Annotated in this window: 11 protein-coding genes and 1 pseudogene; 6 read left to right on the top strand and 6 right to left on the bottom strand. The window is 72.5% G+C overall.

What is annotated here, in order from left to right; all coding sequences use genetic code 11:
• Positions 1 to 2 precede the first annotated feature (2 nt).
• Positions 3 to 590 carry a MarR family winged helix-turn-helix transcriptional regulator gene (locus ACFV3R_RS06165; protein WP_385576482.1) on the bottom strand — a complete coding sequence of 196 codons (588 nt, stop codon included), beginning with the start codon at positions 588 to 590 and terminating at the stop codon, positions 3 to 5.
• 87 nt (positions 591 to 677) lie between these two features.
• On the opposite strand from ACFV3R_RS06165, the gene ACFV3R_RS06170 reads away from it, so the two are divergent.
• Entirely contained in the window at positions 678 to 1,409 is a 732-nt protein-coding gene (locus ACFV3R_RS06170; RefSeq protein ID WP_385576258.1) for an SDR family NAD(P)-dependent oxidoreductase, read from the top strand.
• A gap of 67 nt (positions 1,410 to 1,476) precedes the next feature.
• Here ACFV3R_RS06170 and ACFV3R_RS06175 read toward each other — a convergent pair whose 3' ends face one another.
• Complete coding sequence (locus ACFV3R_RS06175; RefSeq protein ID WP_385576261.1) at positions 1,477 to 2,034, bottom strand: GNAT family N-acetyltransferase; 558 nt, start codon at positions 2,032 to 2,034, stop codon at positions 1,477 to 1,479.
• A 79-nt stretch (positions 2,035 to 2,113) separates the two neighbouring features.
• Positions 2,114 to 3,574, bottom strand: coding sequence for a cation:dicarboxylate symporter family transporter (locus ACFV3R_RS06180; RefSeq protein ID WP_385576264.1), 1,461 nt, complete (start codon positions 3,572 to 3,574; stop codon positions 2,114 to 2,116).
• A gap of 384 nt (positions 3,575 to 3,958) precedes the next feature.
• On the opposite strand from ACFV3R_RS06180, the gene ACFV3R_RS06185 reads away from it, so the two are divergent.
• Positions 3,959 to 4,666, top strand: a complete 708-nt coding sequence (locus tag ACFV3R_RS06185) for an XRE family transcriptional regulator (protein ID WP_385576266.1) — start codon at positions 3,959 to 3,961, stop codon at positions 4,664 to 4,666.
• Between the two features lie 180 nt (positions 4,667 to 4,846).
• On the opposite strand, the gene ACFV3R_RS06190 is transcribed toward ACFV3R_RS06185, so the two are convergent.
• Positions 4,847 to 5,899, bottom strand: coding sequence for an NAD(P)-dependent alcohol dehydrogenase (locus ACFV3R_RS06190; protein ID WP_385576269.1), 1,053 nt, complete (start codon positions 5,897 to 5,899; stop codon positions 4,847 to 4,849).
• Positions 5,900 to 6,018: 119 nt separating this feature from the next.
• Between ACFV3R_RS06190 and ACFV3R_RS06195 the strand changes: the two genes are divergently transcribed.
• On the top strand, positions 6,019 to 6,936 hold the full coding sequence (locus tag ACFV3R_RS06195; protein ID WP_385576272.1) for a helix-turn-helix transcriptional regulator: 918 nt from the start codon (positions 6,019 to 6,021) through the stop codon (positions 6,934 to 6,936).
• A gap of 84 nt (positions 6,937 to 7,020) precedes the next feature.
• Here the strand turns inward: ACFV3R_RS06195 and ACFV3R_RS06200 are convergent.
• Positions 7,021 to 8,217: pseudogene (locus tag ACFV3R_RS06200) on the bottom strand (glycoside hydrolase family 5 protein); the annotation flags it as partial.
• Positions 8,218 to 8,649: 432 nt separating this feature from the next.
• Complete coding sequence (locus ACFV3R_RS06205) at positions 8,650 to 9,675, bottom strand: ATP-dependent 6-phosphofructokinase (protein WP_385576275.1); 1,026 nt, start codon at positions 9,673 to 9,675, stop codon at positions 8,650 to 8,652.
• 435 nt (positions 9,676 to 10,110) lie between these two features.
• Between ACFV3R_RS06205 and pta the strand changes: the two genes are divergently transcribed.
• The 3 genes from pta (at position 10,111) to pyk (ending at position 15,041) form a co-directional block, all read left to right on the top strand.
• Entirely contained in the window at positions 10,111 to 12,228 is a 2,118-nt protein-coding gene (pta, locus tag ACFV3R_RS06210; protein WP_385576278.1) for a phosphate acetyltransferase, read from the top strand.
• A gap of 46 nt (positions 12,229 to 12,274) precedes the next feature.
• Positions 12,275 to 13,486 carry an acetate kinase gene (locus ACFV3R_RS06215; protein WP_385576281.1) on the top strand — a complete coding sequence of 404 codons (1,212 nt, stop codon included), beginning with the start codon at positions 12,275 to 12,277 and terminating at the stop codon, positions 13,484 to 13,486.
• A gap of 127 nt (positions 13,487 to 13,613) precedes the next feature.
• The gene (gene pyk / locus ACFV3R_RS06220; RefSeq protein ID WP_385576284.1) at positions 13,614 to 15,041 is read left to right on the top strand and encodes a pyruvate kinase; all 1,428 of its coding nucleotides are present in this window, start codon (positions 13,614 to 13,616) and stop codon (positions 15,039 to 15,041) included.
• Positions 15,042 to 15,260: the final 219 nt, after the last annotated feature.

A 15,260-nucleotide genomic window follows, 5' to 3' on the forward strand; every position in this document is an offset into this window, starting at 1 on the left:
CCTCAGTCCGCCGGGCGGGGGAGGCGGGCGGAGACCTCGGTCAGCAGCCGGTCCAGCAGGCCGACGAGCTGGTCGCGTTCCCCCTCGGTGAGCCCGGCCACGAGCGCGGCCTCACGCCCCAGCACCTCGTCCACGGCGGACTCGACGAGGGCGTGCCCGGCGGAGGTGAGGGAGACCATGACCGTGCGTCGGCCCGTACCGGGAGCCCGCGTCACCAGTCCCTGGCCTTCGGCACGCGCGACCCGCTGGGACACCGCCCCCGGCGTCACCAGGGAGCGTGCGGCGATCTCACGGGTGCTCAGGGAGTAGGGCGGACCGGCGCGGCGGACGACGGAGAGCAGGTCGAGGGTGGCGGCGTCGATGCCGGCGGCCCGCAGTGCACGGTCGCGGTCGGCGGCGAAGAGCTTGCCCAGCCACCAGATGGGCGTGACGATCTCGATCGACCCGGTAGGGGTGCCGGGCCGTTCGCGGTTCCAGGCCTCGGCGACCTCCCGGGCCGGGTAGGGCGGCCGGTCACGCGTCAGCGGTGGGGGGACCCATCCGTCGCGGGAGCCTTCGTCGCCGCCGCGGTCCTGCGAAGATCCGTCCACCACTTCCCCGTCCCTGCTTCCCGAGGTTACGTTTAGACCTAAACCTAGCATCGAGGGGCCGGAGTGCGGCCCGCGGAAGGAGGCACTGTGTCCCGCACCGTGCTGGTCACCGGCGGAACCAGCGGCATCGGCCGGGCCGTCGCCGAGCGCTTCGTCATGGAGGGCGCGCACGTCCTGCTCACCGGCCGCAACCCGGAGACCGCAGCCGAGGTCGCCCAGGAGGTGGGGGCGGTGGGCATCGGCTGCGACGCCACCGACCCCGACCAGGTGGCGGCCCTCGGCACCGCCCTGGACCGGGCCTCGGCCGAGGGGGCGCTGGACGTGCTGGTCAACGCAGCCGGCGGGCTGGTGCCCGAGGGCGAGGACGACCATCCGCTGCGACGGGTGCGGGCGCACTGGCAGGCGCAGCTGGAACTGAACCTGCTCAGCGCGGTACTGACGACCGAGGCGGTACGGGGACGGCTGCGGTCACCGGGTGCCGTCGTCAGCATCGGCTCCATCGGGGCGGAGCGGCGCGGCGGCTCCTACGGCGCGGCGAAGGCGGCACTGGGCGCGTGGAGCGCCGCCCTCTCCGCGGAGCTCGCCCCGCACGGCGTCACGTGCAACACCGTCTCCCCCGGCTACGTCGGACAGACCGGCTTCTTCGGCGGAGGTCTGACCCCGCAGCGCGAGGCGGCGCTGGTCGCCGAGACCCACAACGGCCGGGCCGGCACGCCCCAGGACATCGCGGAAACCGTGTACTTCCTGTCCTCGCCGGGGGCCCGCCACCTCACCGGGCAGACCGTGCACGTCAACGGCGGGGCGCACACGACCCGCTGAGGGCAGCGGCAGGGGTGGCCGGGGGCCGGCGGCGCCGCGCGGCGGGTCCCGCGCCCCCGTGCCGCCCTCACCGCAGCGGCCGTGTGTGCAGGATGCGCTGGTAGAGGAGGTGGTCGCGCCAGGCGCCGGCGATGTGCAGGTAGTCGGGGGCCAGTCCGATCCTGGTGAAGCCGGAGCGCTCCAGGACGCTCTGCGAGGCGGCGTTGACGGGCAGGACACCCGCCTGGATGCGGTGCAGCCCGAGGTCCGCCTCGGCCGCGCGGCACACTCGGTCGACCGCCGCGGTGGCCAGCCCCCGGCCGGTGTACTCGGCGTCGACCCAGTAGCCGAGATCGGCGCTGCGGAACGGGCCGCGGACCAGGCCCGACAGGGTCAGGGTGCCGACGATCCGGTCGCCGTCGAGCAGGACCCAGCCCTGCAACCGTCCCGCCTCCTGCTCGGCCACCCGGTGCCCCACGTAGGCGCGCTGGCCCGCGAGGGTGAAGAACTCCGCACTGCGGTCCGGTTCCCAGGGGCGCAGGTGCTCCCGGTTGCGCAGGTAGGCGACGAGCATCGCGGGGGCGTCGCCCTGCACCAGCGGGCGGATGCGGACGCGGTCGGTGAGGTGGGCGACGAGGTGCGGCACCGCAGCAGGATAGGCGCAGGGACCGCAACCGGTGGTCGCGGTCCCTGCGCCTGGGCTGCGGGCAGTGCCCGGCGGTGGGTCACACCGCCGTCGGCTCCGCCGCGTCGTCGGTGTCCGACCCGGTGGGCGCGGGCTTCGCTCCGGGTTCGGCGGGCTCCGCCTGGCCCTCGGTGGCCAGGGTCGCCTCGTCGAAGGGCAGGCGGCCGGCGAGCACCTCGGCGACCCGGGGCTTGTCGATCTCCTTCGTCCAGGTACCGACCAGGACCGTGGCCACGGCGTTGCCCGCGAAGTTGGTCAGCGCGCGCGCCTCGCTCATGAAGCGGTCGATGCCGACGATGAGGCCGACGCCGTCGACCAGTTCGGGCCGGTGGGACTGGAGACCGCCGGCGAGCGTGGCCAGCCCCGCGCCGGTGACGCCGGCGGCGCCCTTGGAGGCGATGACCATGAAGACGAGCAGGGAGATCTGCTCACCCAGGGCCAGCGGCTTGTCCATGGCCTGGGCGATGAACAGGGAGGCCATCGTCAGGTAGATGGCGGTGCCGTCGAGGTTGAAGGAGTAGCCGGTCGGCACGGTGATGCCCGCCACCGGCCGGCTCACCCCGAGGTGCTCCATCTTGGCGATGAGCCGCGGCAGCGCCGACTCCGAGGAGGAGGTCGACAGGATCAGCAGGAACTCCCGGCCCAGGTACTTCAGCAGCCGGAAGATGTTCACGCCCGCCACCAGCCGCAGGATCGTGCCCAGGACGACGACCACGAAGAGCAGGCAGGTGATGTAGAAGCCCACCATGATGACGGCAAGGGACTTCAGCGCGTCCACGCCGGTCGCCCCCACCACGGCCGCCATCGCACCGAAGGCACCCACCGGCGCCACCCACATGATCATGGACAGGATGCGGAAGACCAGCTTCTGCAGGTGCCCGATGCCGCGCAGCACCGGCTCGCCGGCGCTGCCGAGCGCCTGGAGGGCGAACCCGGTGAGCAGGGCCACCAGCAGCGTCTGCAGGACGTCGCCCTGGGTGAAGGCGGAGACCAGGGTGGTGGGGATGATGCCGAGCACGAACTCGGTGCCCGACTCGCCGCCGCCCTCGGTCTGGGCCTGCCCGGCGTGCCGCATCGCCTCCGTCAGGTGCAGCCCCGAGCCGGGCTCCAGGATGTTGCCGACCACCAGGCCGATGGCGAGCGCGACGGTGGACATGACGAGGAAGTAGCCGATGGCCAGTCCGCCGACCGCGCCGACCTTCGCGGCCTTGCGGACCGAACCGACGCCCAGCACGATCGTGCAGAAGATGATGGGCGAGATCATCATCTTGATCAGGCTCACGAAGCCGTCACCGAGCGGTTTGAGTGCCACGCCCACGCCGGGGGCGGCGAGCCCGACGACGATGCCGAGGATCACGGCGCCGATCACGGCGAGGTAGAGGTAGTGGGTGCGGTCGCGCCTGGCCCGCGGGGCCGCCGCCTTCCCGGCGGGCGGGGTACCGCCGGCGCCGGACGGCTCGTCGGCGGGGGCGGGTCGGGGCGACGGTGTCGGTGGGGCCACGGCTCTCTCCTCTGAGTCTCTCCTCGGGATTCCTCGCCACCGTGCCGGCCGGGGCCAGTGCCTGGCCGGCGCTCACGGTGGGAGGACTCCGCACACACGCCCCGGTACCTCCCAGGGCGCCACCTCCCGTTTTCGCAGGTAGGCAGTCCCGGCGACTATGCACGTCAGCGCCGCCGCCGTCACCCTCGTCCGGGTTGCGTTCGTATAAAGATCGCCTCGGCGGGGTGCTCGGGGCGGCGGCCCGGCGGGGGGCTCGCGCCGCGCCCGGGCGACCGGGAGGTCCGTGGGCTGCGGGGCGGCGGGGTGTCCGTAGGTTGCTACGGAGCTGCGGCTCGGCGTTTCGCACCGTGGACCCCGACCCGTCCGCTTTCCTACGGTGTGCCGATGAGCACGCCCCACGGGGACTCCCCCGGGCCGTCGGCCTTCGACGCCGGCGCCGCACGCCGGCTACGCCTCGCCCTGCGCATGACCCCCGCCCAGGTCGCCCACGGCATGTGGGCCGCCTACGGGCTGCGGGTGCTGCCGTCCACCGTCGAGTCCTGGGAGGCGGCCCGGTCGCTGCCGGACCGGCGGGAGCTGCTCGCCCTGGCGGGGGCCCTGTGGTGTGCGCCCGGTGACCTGCTGGGCGAGCCTCGCACGCTGCGGGAGCACCGGACGGCCCGCGGTGTGGCGGCGAGCGACGTGGCGCTGCGCCTGGGCATGAGCGCGGCGGCGTACGAGCGCGTCGAGGCGGAGGGGCGGTGGACGGGGGACGCCCGGCAGGCGGTGCTGCTGGGCGAGATCCTGGGCCTCGGCCTGCCGACCCTGGTCGAACTCACGGGCCGGGGCGAGCAGTTGGAGAAGCTGCTGCGGTACGCGGCGACGACCAGGTGGCAGGCGTACGTCAAGCCGGTCCGCACCATGCTGGCGCTGGAGCAGGAGAGGGTGCGGGAGGCGCTGGAGCACCTGCACGACGAGTACCACCGCCGGACCGTGGCCACCGCCCACTGGGGCGGCGGAAGCAGCGCGGGCGAGGCGGCACGCGCGGGCCGGGAGTACCTCTCCGAGGTACGGCGGCACTTCTGGGAACGGCTGGGGATGGGGGCGGGGTGAGGCCCCGCGCGGCGTCCGCCGGCCCGGCACGCCGCAGGCCCGCCGCCGCCCCGAGGGGCGGCGGCGGGCCTGGCGGGCGGAGGCTTCAGGTGCCCGCGACGGGGTGCGGCCCGGGGCGGGGCGTGGACGCCGCAGCGCCAGGCACCCCGTCAGCCGGTGACCCGGTAACCCGGTGACCGGTCAGATCGTGGCGTTGTCGATCACGAAGCGGAACCGGACGTCGCCGGCGAGGACCCGCTCGTACGCCTCGTTGACGTCCTTGGCCTCGATCAGCTCGATCTTCGAGCCGATGCCGTGCTCGGCGCAGAAGTCGAGCATCTCCTGGGTCTCGGGGATTCCGCCGATCATGGAGCCGGCCATCGACTTCCCGCCGCCCAGCAGCGAGAAGACCGACAGGCTCACCGGCTTCTCCGGCGCGCCCACCTGCACCATCGTGCCGCCGGCCCGCAGCAGCCCGAGGTAGGCGTCCAGGTCCAGGTCGGCGGAGACGGTGTTGACGATCAGGTCGAAGGAGCCGGCGAGCTCCTTGAAGGTCGTCGCGTCGGAGGTGGCGCGGTACTCGTCGGCGCCGAGCTTCAGGCCGTCCTCCTTCTTGCGCAGGGACTGGCTCAGCACGGTCACCTCGGCGCCCATGGCGTGGGCGATCTGGACGGCCATGTGCCCCAGGCCGCCGAGGCCGACGACGGCCACGCGCTTGCCGGGGCCGGCGCCGTAGCGGCTCAGCGGGGAGTAGACGGTGACGCCGGCGCACAGCAGCGGGGCGGCGACGTCCAGCGACAGGGACTCCGGGATGCGCAGGGCGAAGTCCTGGTCGACGACGACCTGCGTCGCGTAGCCACCGTAGGTCGGGGTGCCGTCGTGGTGGCGGCCGTTGTAGGTCATCACGGTGCCGGGGTTGCCGGTGCAGTGCTGCTCCAGGCCGGCGCGGCAGTTCTCGCACTCGCGGCAGGAGTCGACCATGCAGCCGACGCCGACCCGGTCGCCGACGGCGTGCCGGGTGACCTCGCTGCCGACCTCGGCCACCACGCCGGCGATCTCGTGGCCCGGGACCATCGGGAAGATGGCGCCGCCCCACTCGTCCTTGGCCTGGTGGATGTCGGAGTGGCAGATCCCCGCGTACTTGATGTCGATGACGATGTCACGCGGCCCCACCTCGCGGCGCGGCACGGTGGTGCGCTCCAGCGGGGCGTTGGCGGTCGGGGCTGCGTAGGCGGTGATCACGTTCTCGGTCATGTTTCCGAGGATGCCCAACGCCTCCAAGGGGGGCCAGCGCCCCCTTGAACGTAGGTCCACTGTGCCTACCACCAGCAGAACCACCCTGGTGGGACGGCGGTACCCGCATACTTGGAGGTATGGACCAGCGGACCGAGTTGAGTGAGTTCCTGCGCTCGCGGCGTGCCCGGCTGCGCCCGGAGGACGTGGACATCGCCCCCTTCGGTGGCCGCCGCCGGGTCCCCGGCCTGCGCCGGGAGGAGCTGGCACAGCTGGCCGGCGTGAGTGTGGCCTACTACACACGGCTGGAGCAGGGCCGCGGGCAGAACGTCTCCTCGGCGGTGCTGGACGCGATCGCGACGGCCCTGCGGCTGGACGCCACCGAGCGCGCTCACCTCAACCGGCTGGTCAAGCCCGTATCGCGGGCGGCCAGGCGGACCTCCTGCCCGCCGCAGCGCATCCGACCCGCCCTCCAGCAGCTCATGGACGCGATGGAGAACGTGCCCGCCTACGTCGTCGGCCGGCGGCTGGACATCCTGGGCGGCAACCGGCTGGGCCGCGCGCTGCTCGGCGACTTCACGCAGCTGCCGCGGGAGAGGCGCAACATGGCCTGGCAGATCTTCCTCGACCCCGCCGCCCGCGACCTGTACGAGGAGTGGGAGCGCAAGGCGACGGAGGTCGTGGCGTTCCTGCGGCTGGACGCCGGCCGCTTCCCGGACGACCCACGTCTGAGCGAGCTGGTCGGGGAACTGTCCGTCAAGAGCGAGGCCTTCCGGAAGATGTGGGCCGCCCACGACGTGAAGGAGAAGGGGTACGGGGTCAAGCACCTGCGCCACCCCCTGGTGGGCCGCCTCACGCTCTCCTACGAGTCGTTCACGCTGCCGGCCGACTGCGACCAGCAGCTGGTGACGTACCACGCCGAGCCCGGCTCACCCTCCGCCCAGTCGCTGGGGCTGCTGGCGAGCTGGACGAGCGGGGAGGCGGCGGAACCCGACACCACCTCGGCGGGCCGCACCCCCGGCGGCGAGGGGCGGTCGGGCGGCGGGGCCGCCGGCTGACGCCGGTACGACCCGACCCGCACGATCACCCCGAAGGCCGGGTGTTCGTGCGGGTCACGGCCATGGAGCTGGTCCGGGGCCTCAGCTTCCGAAGGACGGGGCCTTCACCGAGGCCAGGTAGCCGTCCTTGACGGTGTCGACGGTCGTCCAGTCGCCCTGGAGGATGCCGCCGGTGTCGCCGGAGTCGGGGTTCCAGCACCAGAACGTCCAGGAGAAGCTGTCGCCGCCGTTGCCGGCGGTGGGGCGCAGGTACGCGACGAGCTTCGCGAGCCACTTCTGGTCGGTGGCGGACTGGAGCGTGGTGCCGAACTCGCCGACCCAGACGGGGGCGATGTTCTGCCGGAAGAGGTAGCCCCAGTACTTGTCCCACACCGCGGGCATGTTGTCCGGGAAGCTGGGGTCGCTGAACCAGGGCTGCTGGCTGACGCTGGTCGCGTAGTCGTGCGCCGAGTAGACCAGCCGGTTCTGCACGCTGAGCTCGACGGGGTACTGCCCGGCGGCTGCCAGGTTGCCGCCCCACCAGGTGGACATCCCGCCGGCGGTCTGCACGCCCTCGACGAAGATCAGCAGGTCCGGGTCGGCCGACAGGACCGCGTCGCCACCGCGCTCGGCGGCCAGCCGCCAGTCCTTGCTGGTGTCGCCGCAGCCCCAGCACGCCGGGTCGTGGGGTTCGTTGTGCAGGTCGATGCCGACCACGGCGTCGGAGTCCCGGTAGCGGGTGGCGATCGCCTTGAGGTCGGCGATCCAGGTGGACTCGGGAGTGGCGTCGGTGTACCAGAGCGCCGACTGGCCACTGGCGTCGGGCCGGTGGCGGTCGAGGATGACCTTCAGGCCGATCTGGCCGGCGTAGTCGACGATCTTGTCCATGACCTGGAGGGAGTCCAGGCCCTGGAGGTCGGCGTTCATTTGGTAGAAGTTGATGCCGCTCGGCTGGGTTCCCTTGAAGATGTCGTCGCTGTAGGGCAGCCGGATCGTGTTGTACCCGAGCGTCTTCATCTGGTCCATCATCGCGCGGTAGTCCCGCGCCCACAGGCCGTGGGCCACGTAGTTCGACGTCTCGAAGCCGAACCAGTTGATGCCGGCGATGCGCACCGGGTGGCCGGCCGCGTCGAGGATCTGCCGGCCGCTGGTGTGCCAGGGACCCTCGCCGGCCGTGACGGAGGTCTGCTGCGGGGCCGCCTGCGCCGCGGGGGCGGTGAGGGTGAACGGGAGCAGGACGGCGGCGGTGACCGCGAGGGCCGCCGTGGCGGCTCTGCGCAGTCGGCGCAGTGAGGTGAGCACTCGCTGGTTCCTCTCTTCACAGGTGCGGGGAGACCGGTGACGAGGAGCTGGGAGCGCTCCCATTCCCGGCCGCGCGACACCTTCGACGACGACGTGGCGGGTGCCGACGGGCACCGCCCGCCCTCACGGGGCGAGGGGTGGTCCGGTTACGGGGCTCGGCGGCGGACGGGGCCCGGCGGGCTGCGGAGAAGCGAAACAGTAAGGCATGGGCACGTCAATAGTGCGCGGTGCGTACACCTCCCGAAGCCGGCCTTGAGGGGGGAGAACCGGCCACCCGGCCGGAGCCGCCGCACGCGGGGTCACCCCACCGGACAAGGCCACCGCGGGGAAGGCGGACGCACGAAGGGGCGGGCCGCCTTCCGGTGGCCCGCCCCTTCGCCGGGTGGGTGCCCGCGCCGGGCGGCGGGGGCCGCGGGCGCCGGGTGGCGTGGGTCAGAAGACCGACTCGGCCTCGTCCATGCGGCTGGCCGGGACCCGCTTGAGCTCGGTGACGGCCTCGGCCAGCGGGACCATCCTGATGTCGGTGCCGCGCAGGGCGGTCATCTGCCCGAAGTCACCGCGGTGGGCGGCCTCGACGGCGTGCCAGCCGAAGCGGGTGGCCAGGACGCGGTCGTAGGCGGTCGGGGTTCCGCCGCGCTGCACGTGGCCGAGGATGACCGGGCGGGCCTCCTTGCCGAGGCGGTTCTCCAGCTCGGTGGCCAGGCGGTTGCCGATGCCCAGGAAGCGCTCGTGACCGTACTGGTCGATCTCGCCCTTCTTGTAGTCCATGGTGTCCTCGGCGGGGTGCGCACCCTCGGCCACACAGATCACGGCGAACTTCTTGCCCCGGGCGAAGCGTTCCTCGACCATGTCGGTGAGCCTGGCGGGGTCGAAGGGCCGCTCCGGCAGGCAGATGCCGTGGGCGCCGCCGGCCATGCCGGACTCCAGGGCGATCCAACCGGCGTGCCGGCCCATGACCTCGACGACCATCACCCGCTGGTGCGACTCGGCGGTGGTCTTCAGACGGTCGATCGCCTCCGTCGCGACCCCGACGGCCGTGTCGAAGCCGAAGGTCCGGTCGGTGGAGGAGATGTCGTTGTCGATGGTCTTGGGCACACCGACGATCGGGAGCCCCGCGTCGGAGAGCATCCGGGACGCGGTGAGCGTGCCCTCGCCGCCGATGGGAATGAGCACGTCGATGCCGTACTCCCGGGCGAGGTCCTTGCCGGCCTCGCAGGCCTCACGGAGCCGGTTGCGCTCCAGCCTGGCCGAGCCGAGGATGGTGCCGCCACGGGCGAGGATGCCGCTGACCGAGTCCAGGTCCAGCTTCCGGAAGCGGCCGTCGAGGAGCCCCTTGAAGCCGTCTTCGAAGCCGATGACCTCGTCGTTGTGGCCGGTGAGGGCGCGGTGGACCACCGACCGGATCACAGCGTTGAGGCCGGGGCAGTCGCCCCCTGCGGTGAGGACTCCGATACGCATCGTGCTGTGTCTCCCGTTGCTTGGCTGGCGGTGCTGTCGGTTCCCTGAGCCAGTCCGATTGTTTCACGCCCCGGAGGAGCCCGCCGTCACCGGTTCTCTCCCTCGCCTCTCCCTCGTGCACACGGGGACAGGCCCGGCCGGGACGGAGGGACGAGGGGTGAGGCATCGGTCACGCGCGGGGCGCCGGAAGCCCCGCGGCGGCGCCGTCCCCCCACCGCCCGGACGCCCACCCGTGAGCTGCGCCGATCCCGCCTCCACCCGTCCGGTTGCCGCGTCCGGGCGGTCACCGCACTCCCAGACACCCGGCCCCTGCGGGCTGCGGGGCGGGCCCACCTGCGGGAGCGACTTACCCACCCCCGCAGGTATTGTCAAGGGGGGCAGGCCTGTCGATATAGGGATTTTGCCCTGCGGCTACGGAATGATCGGAGAGCACGCGTGACGCGCAGCGTGTACGTGACGGGAATCGACCGCGGCGACGGCCGGCAGGTGGTGGAGCTGGGGGTCATGGAACTCCTGACCCGCCACGTCGACCGGGTGGGCGTCTTCCGGCCACTGGTGCACGACGCTCCCGACCGCCTCTTCGAGCTGCTGCGCGCCCGGTACCGGCTGACCCAGCCCGAGGCGACCGTCTACGGCATGACCTACGAGGAGGCCGGCGCCCTCCAGGCCGAGAAGGGCACCGACGAGCTGGTCTCCCACCTGGTGGAGAAGTTCCACGCGGTGGCCCGCGAGTACGAGTACGTCCTCGTCCTGGGCAGCGACTACGCGGCCACCAACCTCCCCGCCGAGCTCGGGCTCAACGCCCGGCTGGCCAACGAGTTCGGGGCCTCGATGCTGCCGGTGGTCGGTGCGCAGGGCCAGGAGCCGGCCTCGGTGCGCACCGAGGCGCACAACGCCTACCTCGCCTACCAGTCGCTGGGCTGCGACGTCGTCGCGCTGATCGTCAACCGGGTGGAGCCCGAGCACCACGCGGCGGTCGCCGCGCTGCTGGGCGAGGGCATACCCGTGCCCTGCTACGCGCTGCCCGCCGAGCCGTCGCTGGCGGCCCCGACCGTGGCGCAGATCGCCCAGCGGCTGGGGGCGCAGATCCTCCTCGGCGACGACTCGGGCCTGGCCCGGGACGCCCGCGACTTCGTCTTCGGCGGCGCCATGCTGCCGACCTTCCTGCCCGCGCTGACACCCGGCTGCCTGGTGGTCACCCCCGGCGACCGCGCCGACCTGGTGATCGGGGCGCTCGCCTCGCACAGCGCCGGTTCCCCGCCCATCGCCGGCGTGCTGCTGACCCTCGACGAGCGGCCGGACGCCGACATCCTGGCGCTGGCCGACCGCCTCGCCCCGGGCACCCCGGTGCTCTCGGTACCCGGCGGCTCGTTCCCGACCGCCGCGGAGCTGTTCACCATCGAGGGCCGGCTGACGGCCGCCTCGCCGCGCAAGGCGGAGGTCGCGCTGGGCCTGTTCGAGCGGCACGTGGACACCGCCGAGCTGACCGACCGGATCTCCGTGGCGCGCTCCGCCCGGGTCACCCCGATGATGTTCGAGCACGAGCTGATCGAGCGCTCCCGCTCCGGACGGCGCCGCGTGGTGCTGCCGGAGGGCACCGAGGAGCGGGTGCTGCGCGCCGCCGACGTGCTGCTCCGGCGCGACGTGTGCGACCTGACGCTGCTGGGCGACACGGCCGCGATCCGCCGCCGGGCCGCCGAGCTCTCCATCGACCTGGCCGACGCCCAGCTGCTGGACCCGCAGAGCTCCGAGCTGCGCGAGAGGTTCGCCGAGCGGTACGCCGAGCTGCGCGCTCACAAGGGCGTGACCTACGAGCTGGCCTACGACGTGGTGGCCGACGTCTCCTACTTCGGCACCCTGATGGTGCAGGAGGGCCTGGCGGACGGCATGGTCTCCGGCGCGGTCCACTCCACCGCGGCCACCATCCGGCCGGCGTTCGAGGTCATCAAGACCCGGCCCGACGCGAAGATCGTCTCCTCCGTCTTCTTCATGTGCCTGGCCGACCGGGTCCTGGTCTACGGCGACTGCGCCGTCAACCCGGACCCGAACGCCGAGCAGCTCGCCGACATCGCCATCCAGTCGGCGACCACGGCGGCACAGTTCGGCGTCGAGCCCCGGATCGCGATGCTGTCGTACTCCACCGGCACCTCCGGCTCCGGCGCCGACGTCGACAAGGTGCGCCGCGCCACCGACCTGGTCCGCGAGCAGCGCCCCGACCTGCTGGTGGAGGGCCCGATCCAGTACGACGCGGCGGTGGACGCCGCGGTGGCCCGCACCAAGCTCCCCGAGTCCCAGGTGGCCGGGCGGGCGACCGTGCTGGTCTTCCCCGACCTCAACACCGGGAACAACACCTACAAGGCGGTCCAGCGCTCGGCGCACGCCGTCGCCGTCGGCCCGGTCCTGCAGGGCCTGAACAAGCCGGTCAACGACCTCTCCCGGGGGGCGCTGGTCCAGGACATCGTCAACACCGTCGCCATCACCGCCATCCAGGCCCAGGGCGAGGGTACGGCCACCCCCGGCGGGGCCCCCGCCGCGACCCGGGGCGTCGGCTGACCGCCGCCCCTCCCCCGCCCCCACCTATCCGAACGAAAGTCGCTCCATGACCAGCAACCCCACCCGTGTCCTCGTCCTGAACTCCGGCTCCTCCTCGCTGAAGTACCAGCTGCTCGACATGGCCGACCGTTCCCGGCTGGCCGTGGGCCTGGTCGAGCGGATCGGCGACGAGCAGGCGCGTCTGGTGCACACCCCGCTCGCCGCGGGCGGCGAGAAGCGGGAGCGGATCGAGCCGATCGGCGACCACGACGCCGCGCTGAAGGCGGTCGCCACGGAACTGTCCGAGGACGGCCTGGGCCTGGACTCCCCGGAGCTGGCCGCCATCGGCCACCGCGTGGTGCACGGCGGGAAGCGGTTCACCCGGCCGACCGTCGTCGACGAGGAGGTGATGGCGGAGATCGAGCGCCTGATACCGGTGGCGCCGCTGCACAACCCGGCCAACATCACCGGCATCCGCACCGCGCAGCGGCTCCGCCCCGACCTCCCGCAGGTCGCCGTCTTCGACACCGCCTTCCACCAGACGATGCCGGAGGCCGCCTCCCGCTACGCCCTGGACACCGAGCTGGCCGACGCCCACCGCATCCGCCGCTACGGCTTCCACGGCACGTCCCACGCCTACGTCTCCCGCGAGACGGCGAAGCTGCTGGGCAAGGCGCCGGAGGAGGTCAACGTGATCGTGCTGCACCTGGGCAACGGGGCCTCGGCCTCCGCGGTCGCCGGCGGTCGCTGCGTGGACACCTCGATGGGCCTCACCCCGCTGGAGGGCCTCGTGATGGGTACCCGCTCCGGTGACCTGGACCCGGCGGTGATCTTCCACCTGGCCCGCAACGCGGAGATGGACCTGCCCGAGATCGACGCGCTGCTCAACAAGCGCAGCGGTCTGCTGGGCTTGTGCGGCGACAACGACATGCGGGAGATCCGCCGGCGGGTGGAGGCGGGCGACGAGAAGGCCCGGCTCGCCTTCGACATCTACATCCACCGCCTGAAGAAGTACATCGGGGCGTACACCGCGGTGCTCGGCCGGGTGGACGCCGTGGCGTTCACCGCAGGCGTCGGGGAGAACGCGGCGCCGGTACGGGCCGCGGCGGTCGCGGGCCTGGAGGAGCTGGGGCTGGCGGTCGACGCCTCGCTGAACGAGGCCCGTGCCGACGGGGCGCGCCTGATCTCGCCGGAGTACGCGCGGGTGGCGGTGGCCGTGGTCCCGACCGACGAGGAGCTGGAGATCGCGGGCCAGACGTACGAGCTGGTTCGCTCCTGAGCCACGTGGCGCGCACCGTGGGACGGGCCGGTGACGTACAACGGTCAACGCCCGACCTTCCGGAGCGCCTTGGCGTTTCCACCCACCGGAATATTCCGCTACGGAACAAAACGATAGGATAGAGCCCATGCGCCGTTCCAAAATCGTCTGCACCCTGGGCCCCGCCGTCGACTCCTACGACCAGCTGAAGACGCTGATCGAGGCCGGCATGAACGTGGCTCGCTTCAACATGAGCCACGGCAGCCACGCGGAGCACGAGGAGCGGTATCACCGCGTCCGCAAGGCCGCCGCGGAGACCGGCCGCGCCGTCGGCGTGCTCGCCGACCTGCAGGGCCCCAAGATCCGCCTGGAGACCTTCGCCGACGGACCGGTGGAGCTGGTCCGCGGTGACGAGTTCACCATCACCACGGAGGACGTGGCGGGCGACAAGTCCATCTGCGGCACGACCTACAAGGGTCTGCCCGGGGACGTCTCGATCGGCGACCCGGTCCTCATCAACGACGGCAACGTCGCGCTGCGCGTGACCGAGGTGGACGGCACCCGGGTGCGCACCATCGTCATCGAGGGCGGCGTCATCTCCGACCACAAGGGCATCAACCTGCCCGGCGCGGCCGTCAACGTGCCCGCGCTGTCGGAGAAGGACATCGAGGACCTGAAGTTCGCCCTCCGGATGGGCTGCGACATGGTGGCGCTGTCCTTCGTGCGCGACGCCAAGGACGTCAACGACGTCCACCGCGTCATGGACGAGGTCGGCCGCCGGGTGCCGGTCATCGCCAAGGTGGAGAAGCCGCAGGCGGTGGCGAACATGGAGAGCGTCGTCGCGGCGTTCGACGGCGTCATGGTGGCCCGCGGCGACCTGGCCGTGGAGTACCCGCTGGAGAAGGTCCCGATGGTGCAGAAGCGCCTGGTGGAGATGTGCCGGCGCAACGCCAAGCCGGTGATCGTGGCGACCCAGATGATGGAGTCGATGATCACCAACTCCCGCCCGACCCGCGCCGAGGCGTCCGACGTCGCCAACGCGATCCTGGACGGCGCGGACGCGGTGATGCTCTCGGCGGAGTCCTCCGTCGGCGCGTACCCGATCGAGACCGTCAAGACGATGTCGCGCATCGTGGAGGCCGCCGAGGAGGAGCTGCTCTCCAAGGGCCTCCAGCCGCTGGTGGCGGGGAAGAAGCCGCGGACCCAGGGCGGCTCGGTGGCGCGCGCCGCCGCCGAGATGGCCGACTTCCTGGACGGTGCGGCGCTGGTGGCCTTCACCAAGTCCGGTGACACCGCCCGCCGTCTCTCGCGCTACCGCGCGCAGCAGCCCATCCTCGCCTTCACCACCGAGGAGTCCACCCGCAACGAGCTGGCGCTGAGCTGGGGCGTGGAGACCTTCGTCGTCCCGCACGTGGACAACACCGACGGCATGGTGGAACTGGTGGACGCCGAGCTGTCCAAGCTCCAGCGCTTCAACCACGGCGACACGATGATCGTGACGGCCGGTTCGCCCCCCGGCGTCCCCGGCACCACCAACATGGTGCGCGTCCACCACCTGGGCGGCGAGCGCCGCTAGGCCTGGTGCCCCCTGATCGCCGTACGCGGGAGCGCGGCTTCCGGGACCTGGTCCCGGTCGCCCCCGACCAGCGTCTTCCGCGTACGGGCAGACACATGACGACGGCCGTGCCGCGCTTCCCGAAGGAGGCGCGGCCCCGCCCGCCTTCGGCACCCCCAAGGTGAAACGCCCCCCGGGGCGAATGGGCCCCAGGCCTGAGCGTAGAGCCCGAGTTAAACA

The sequence above is a fragment of the Streptomyces sp. NPDC059740 genome (assembly GCF_042733155.1).
Classification (GTDB): Bacteria; Actinomycetota; Actinomycetes; order Streptomycetales; family Streptomycetaceae; genus Streptomyces.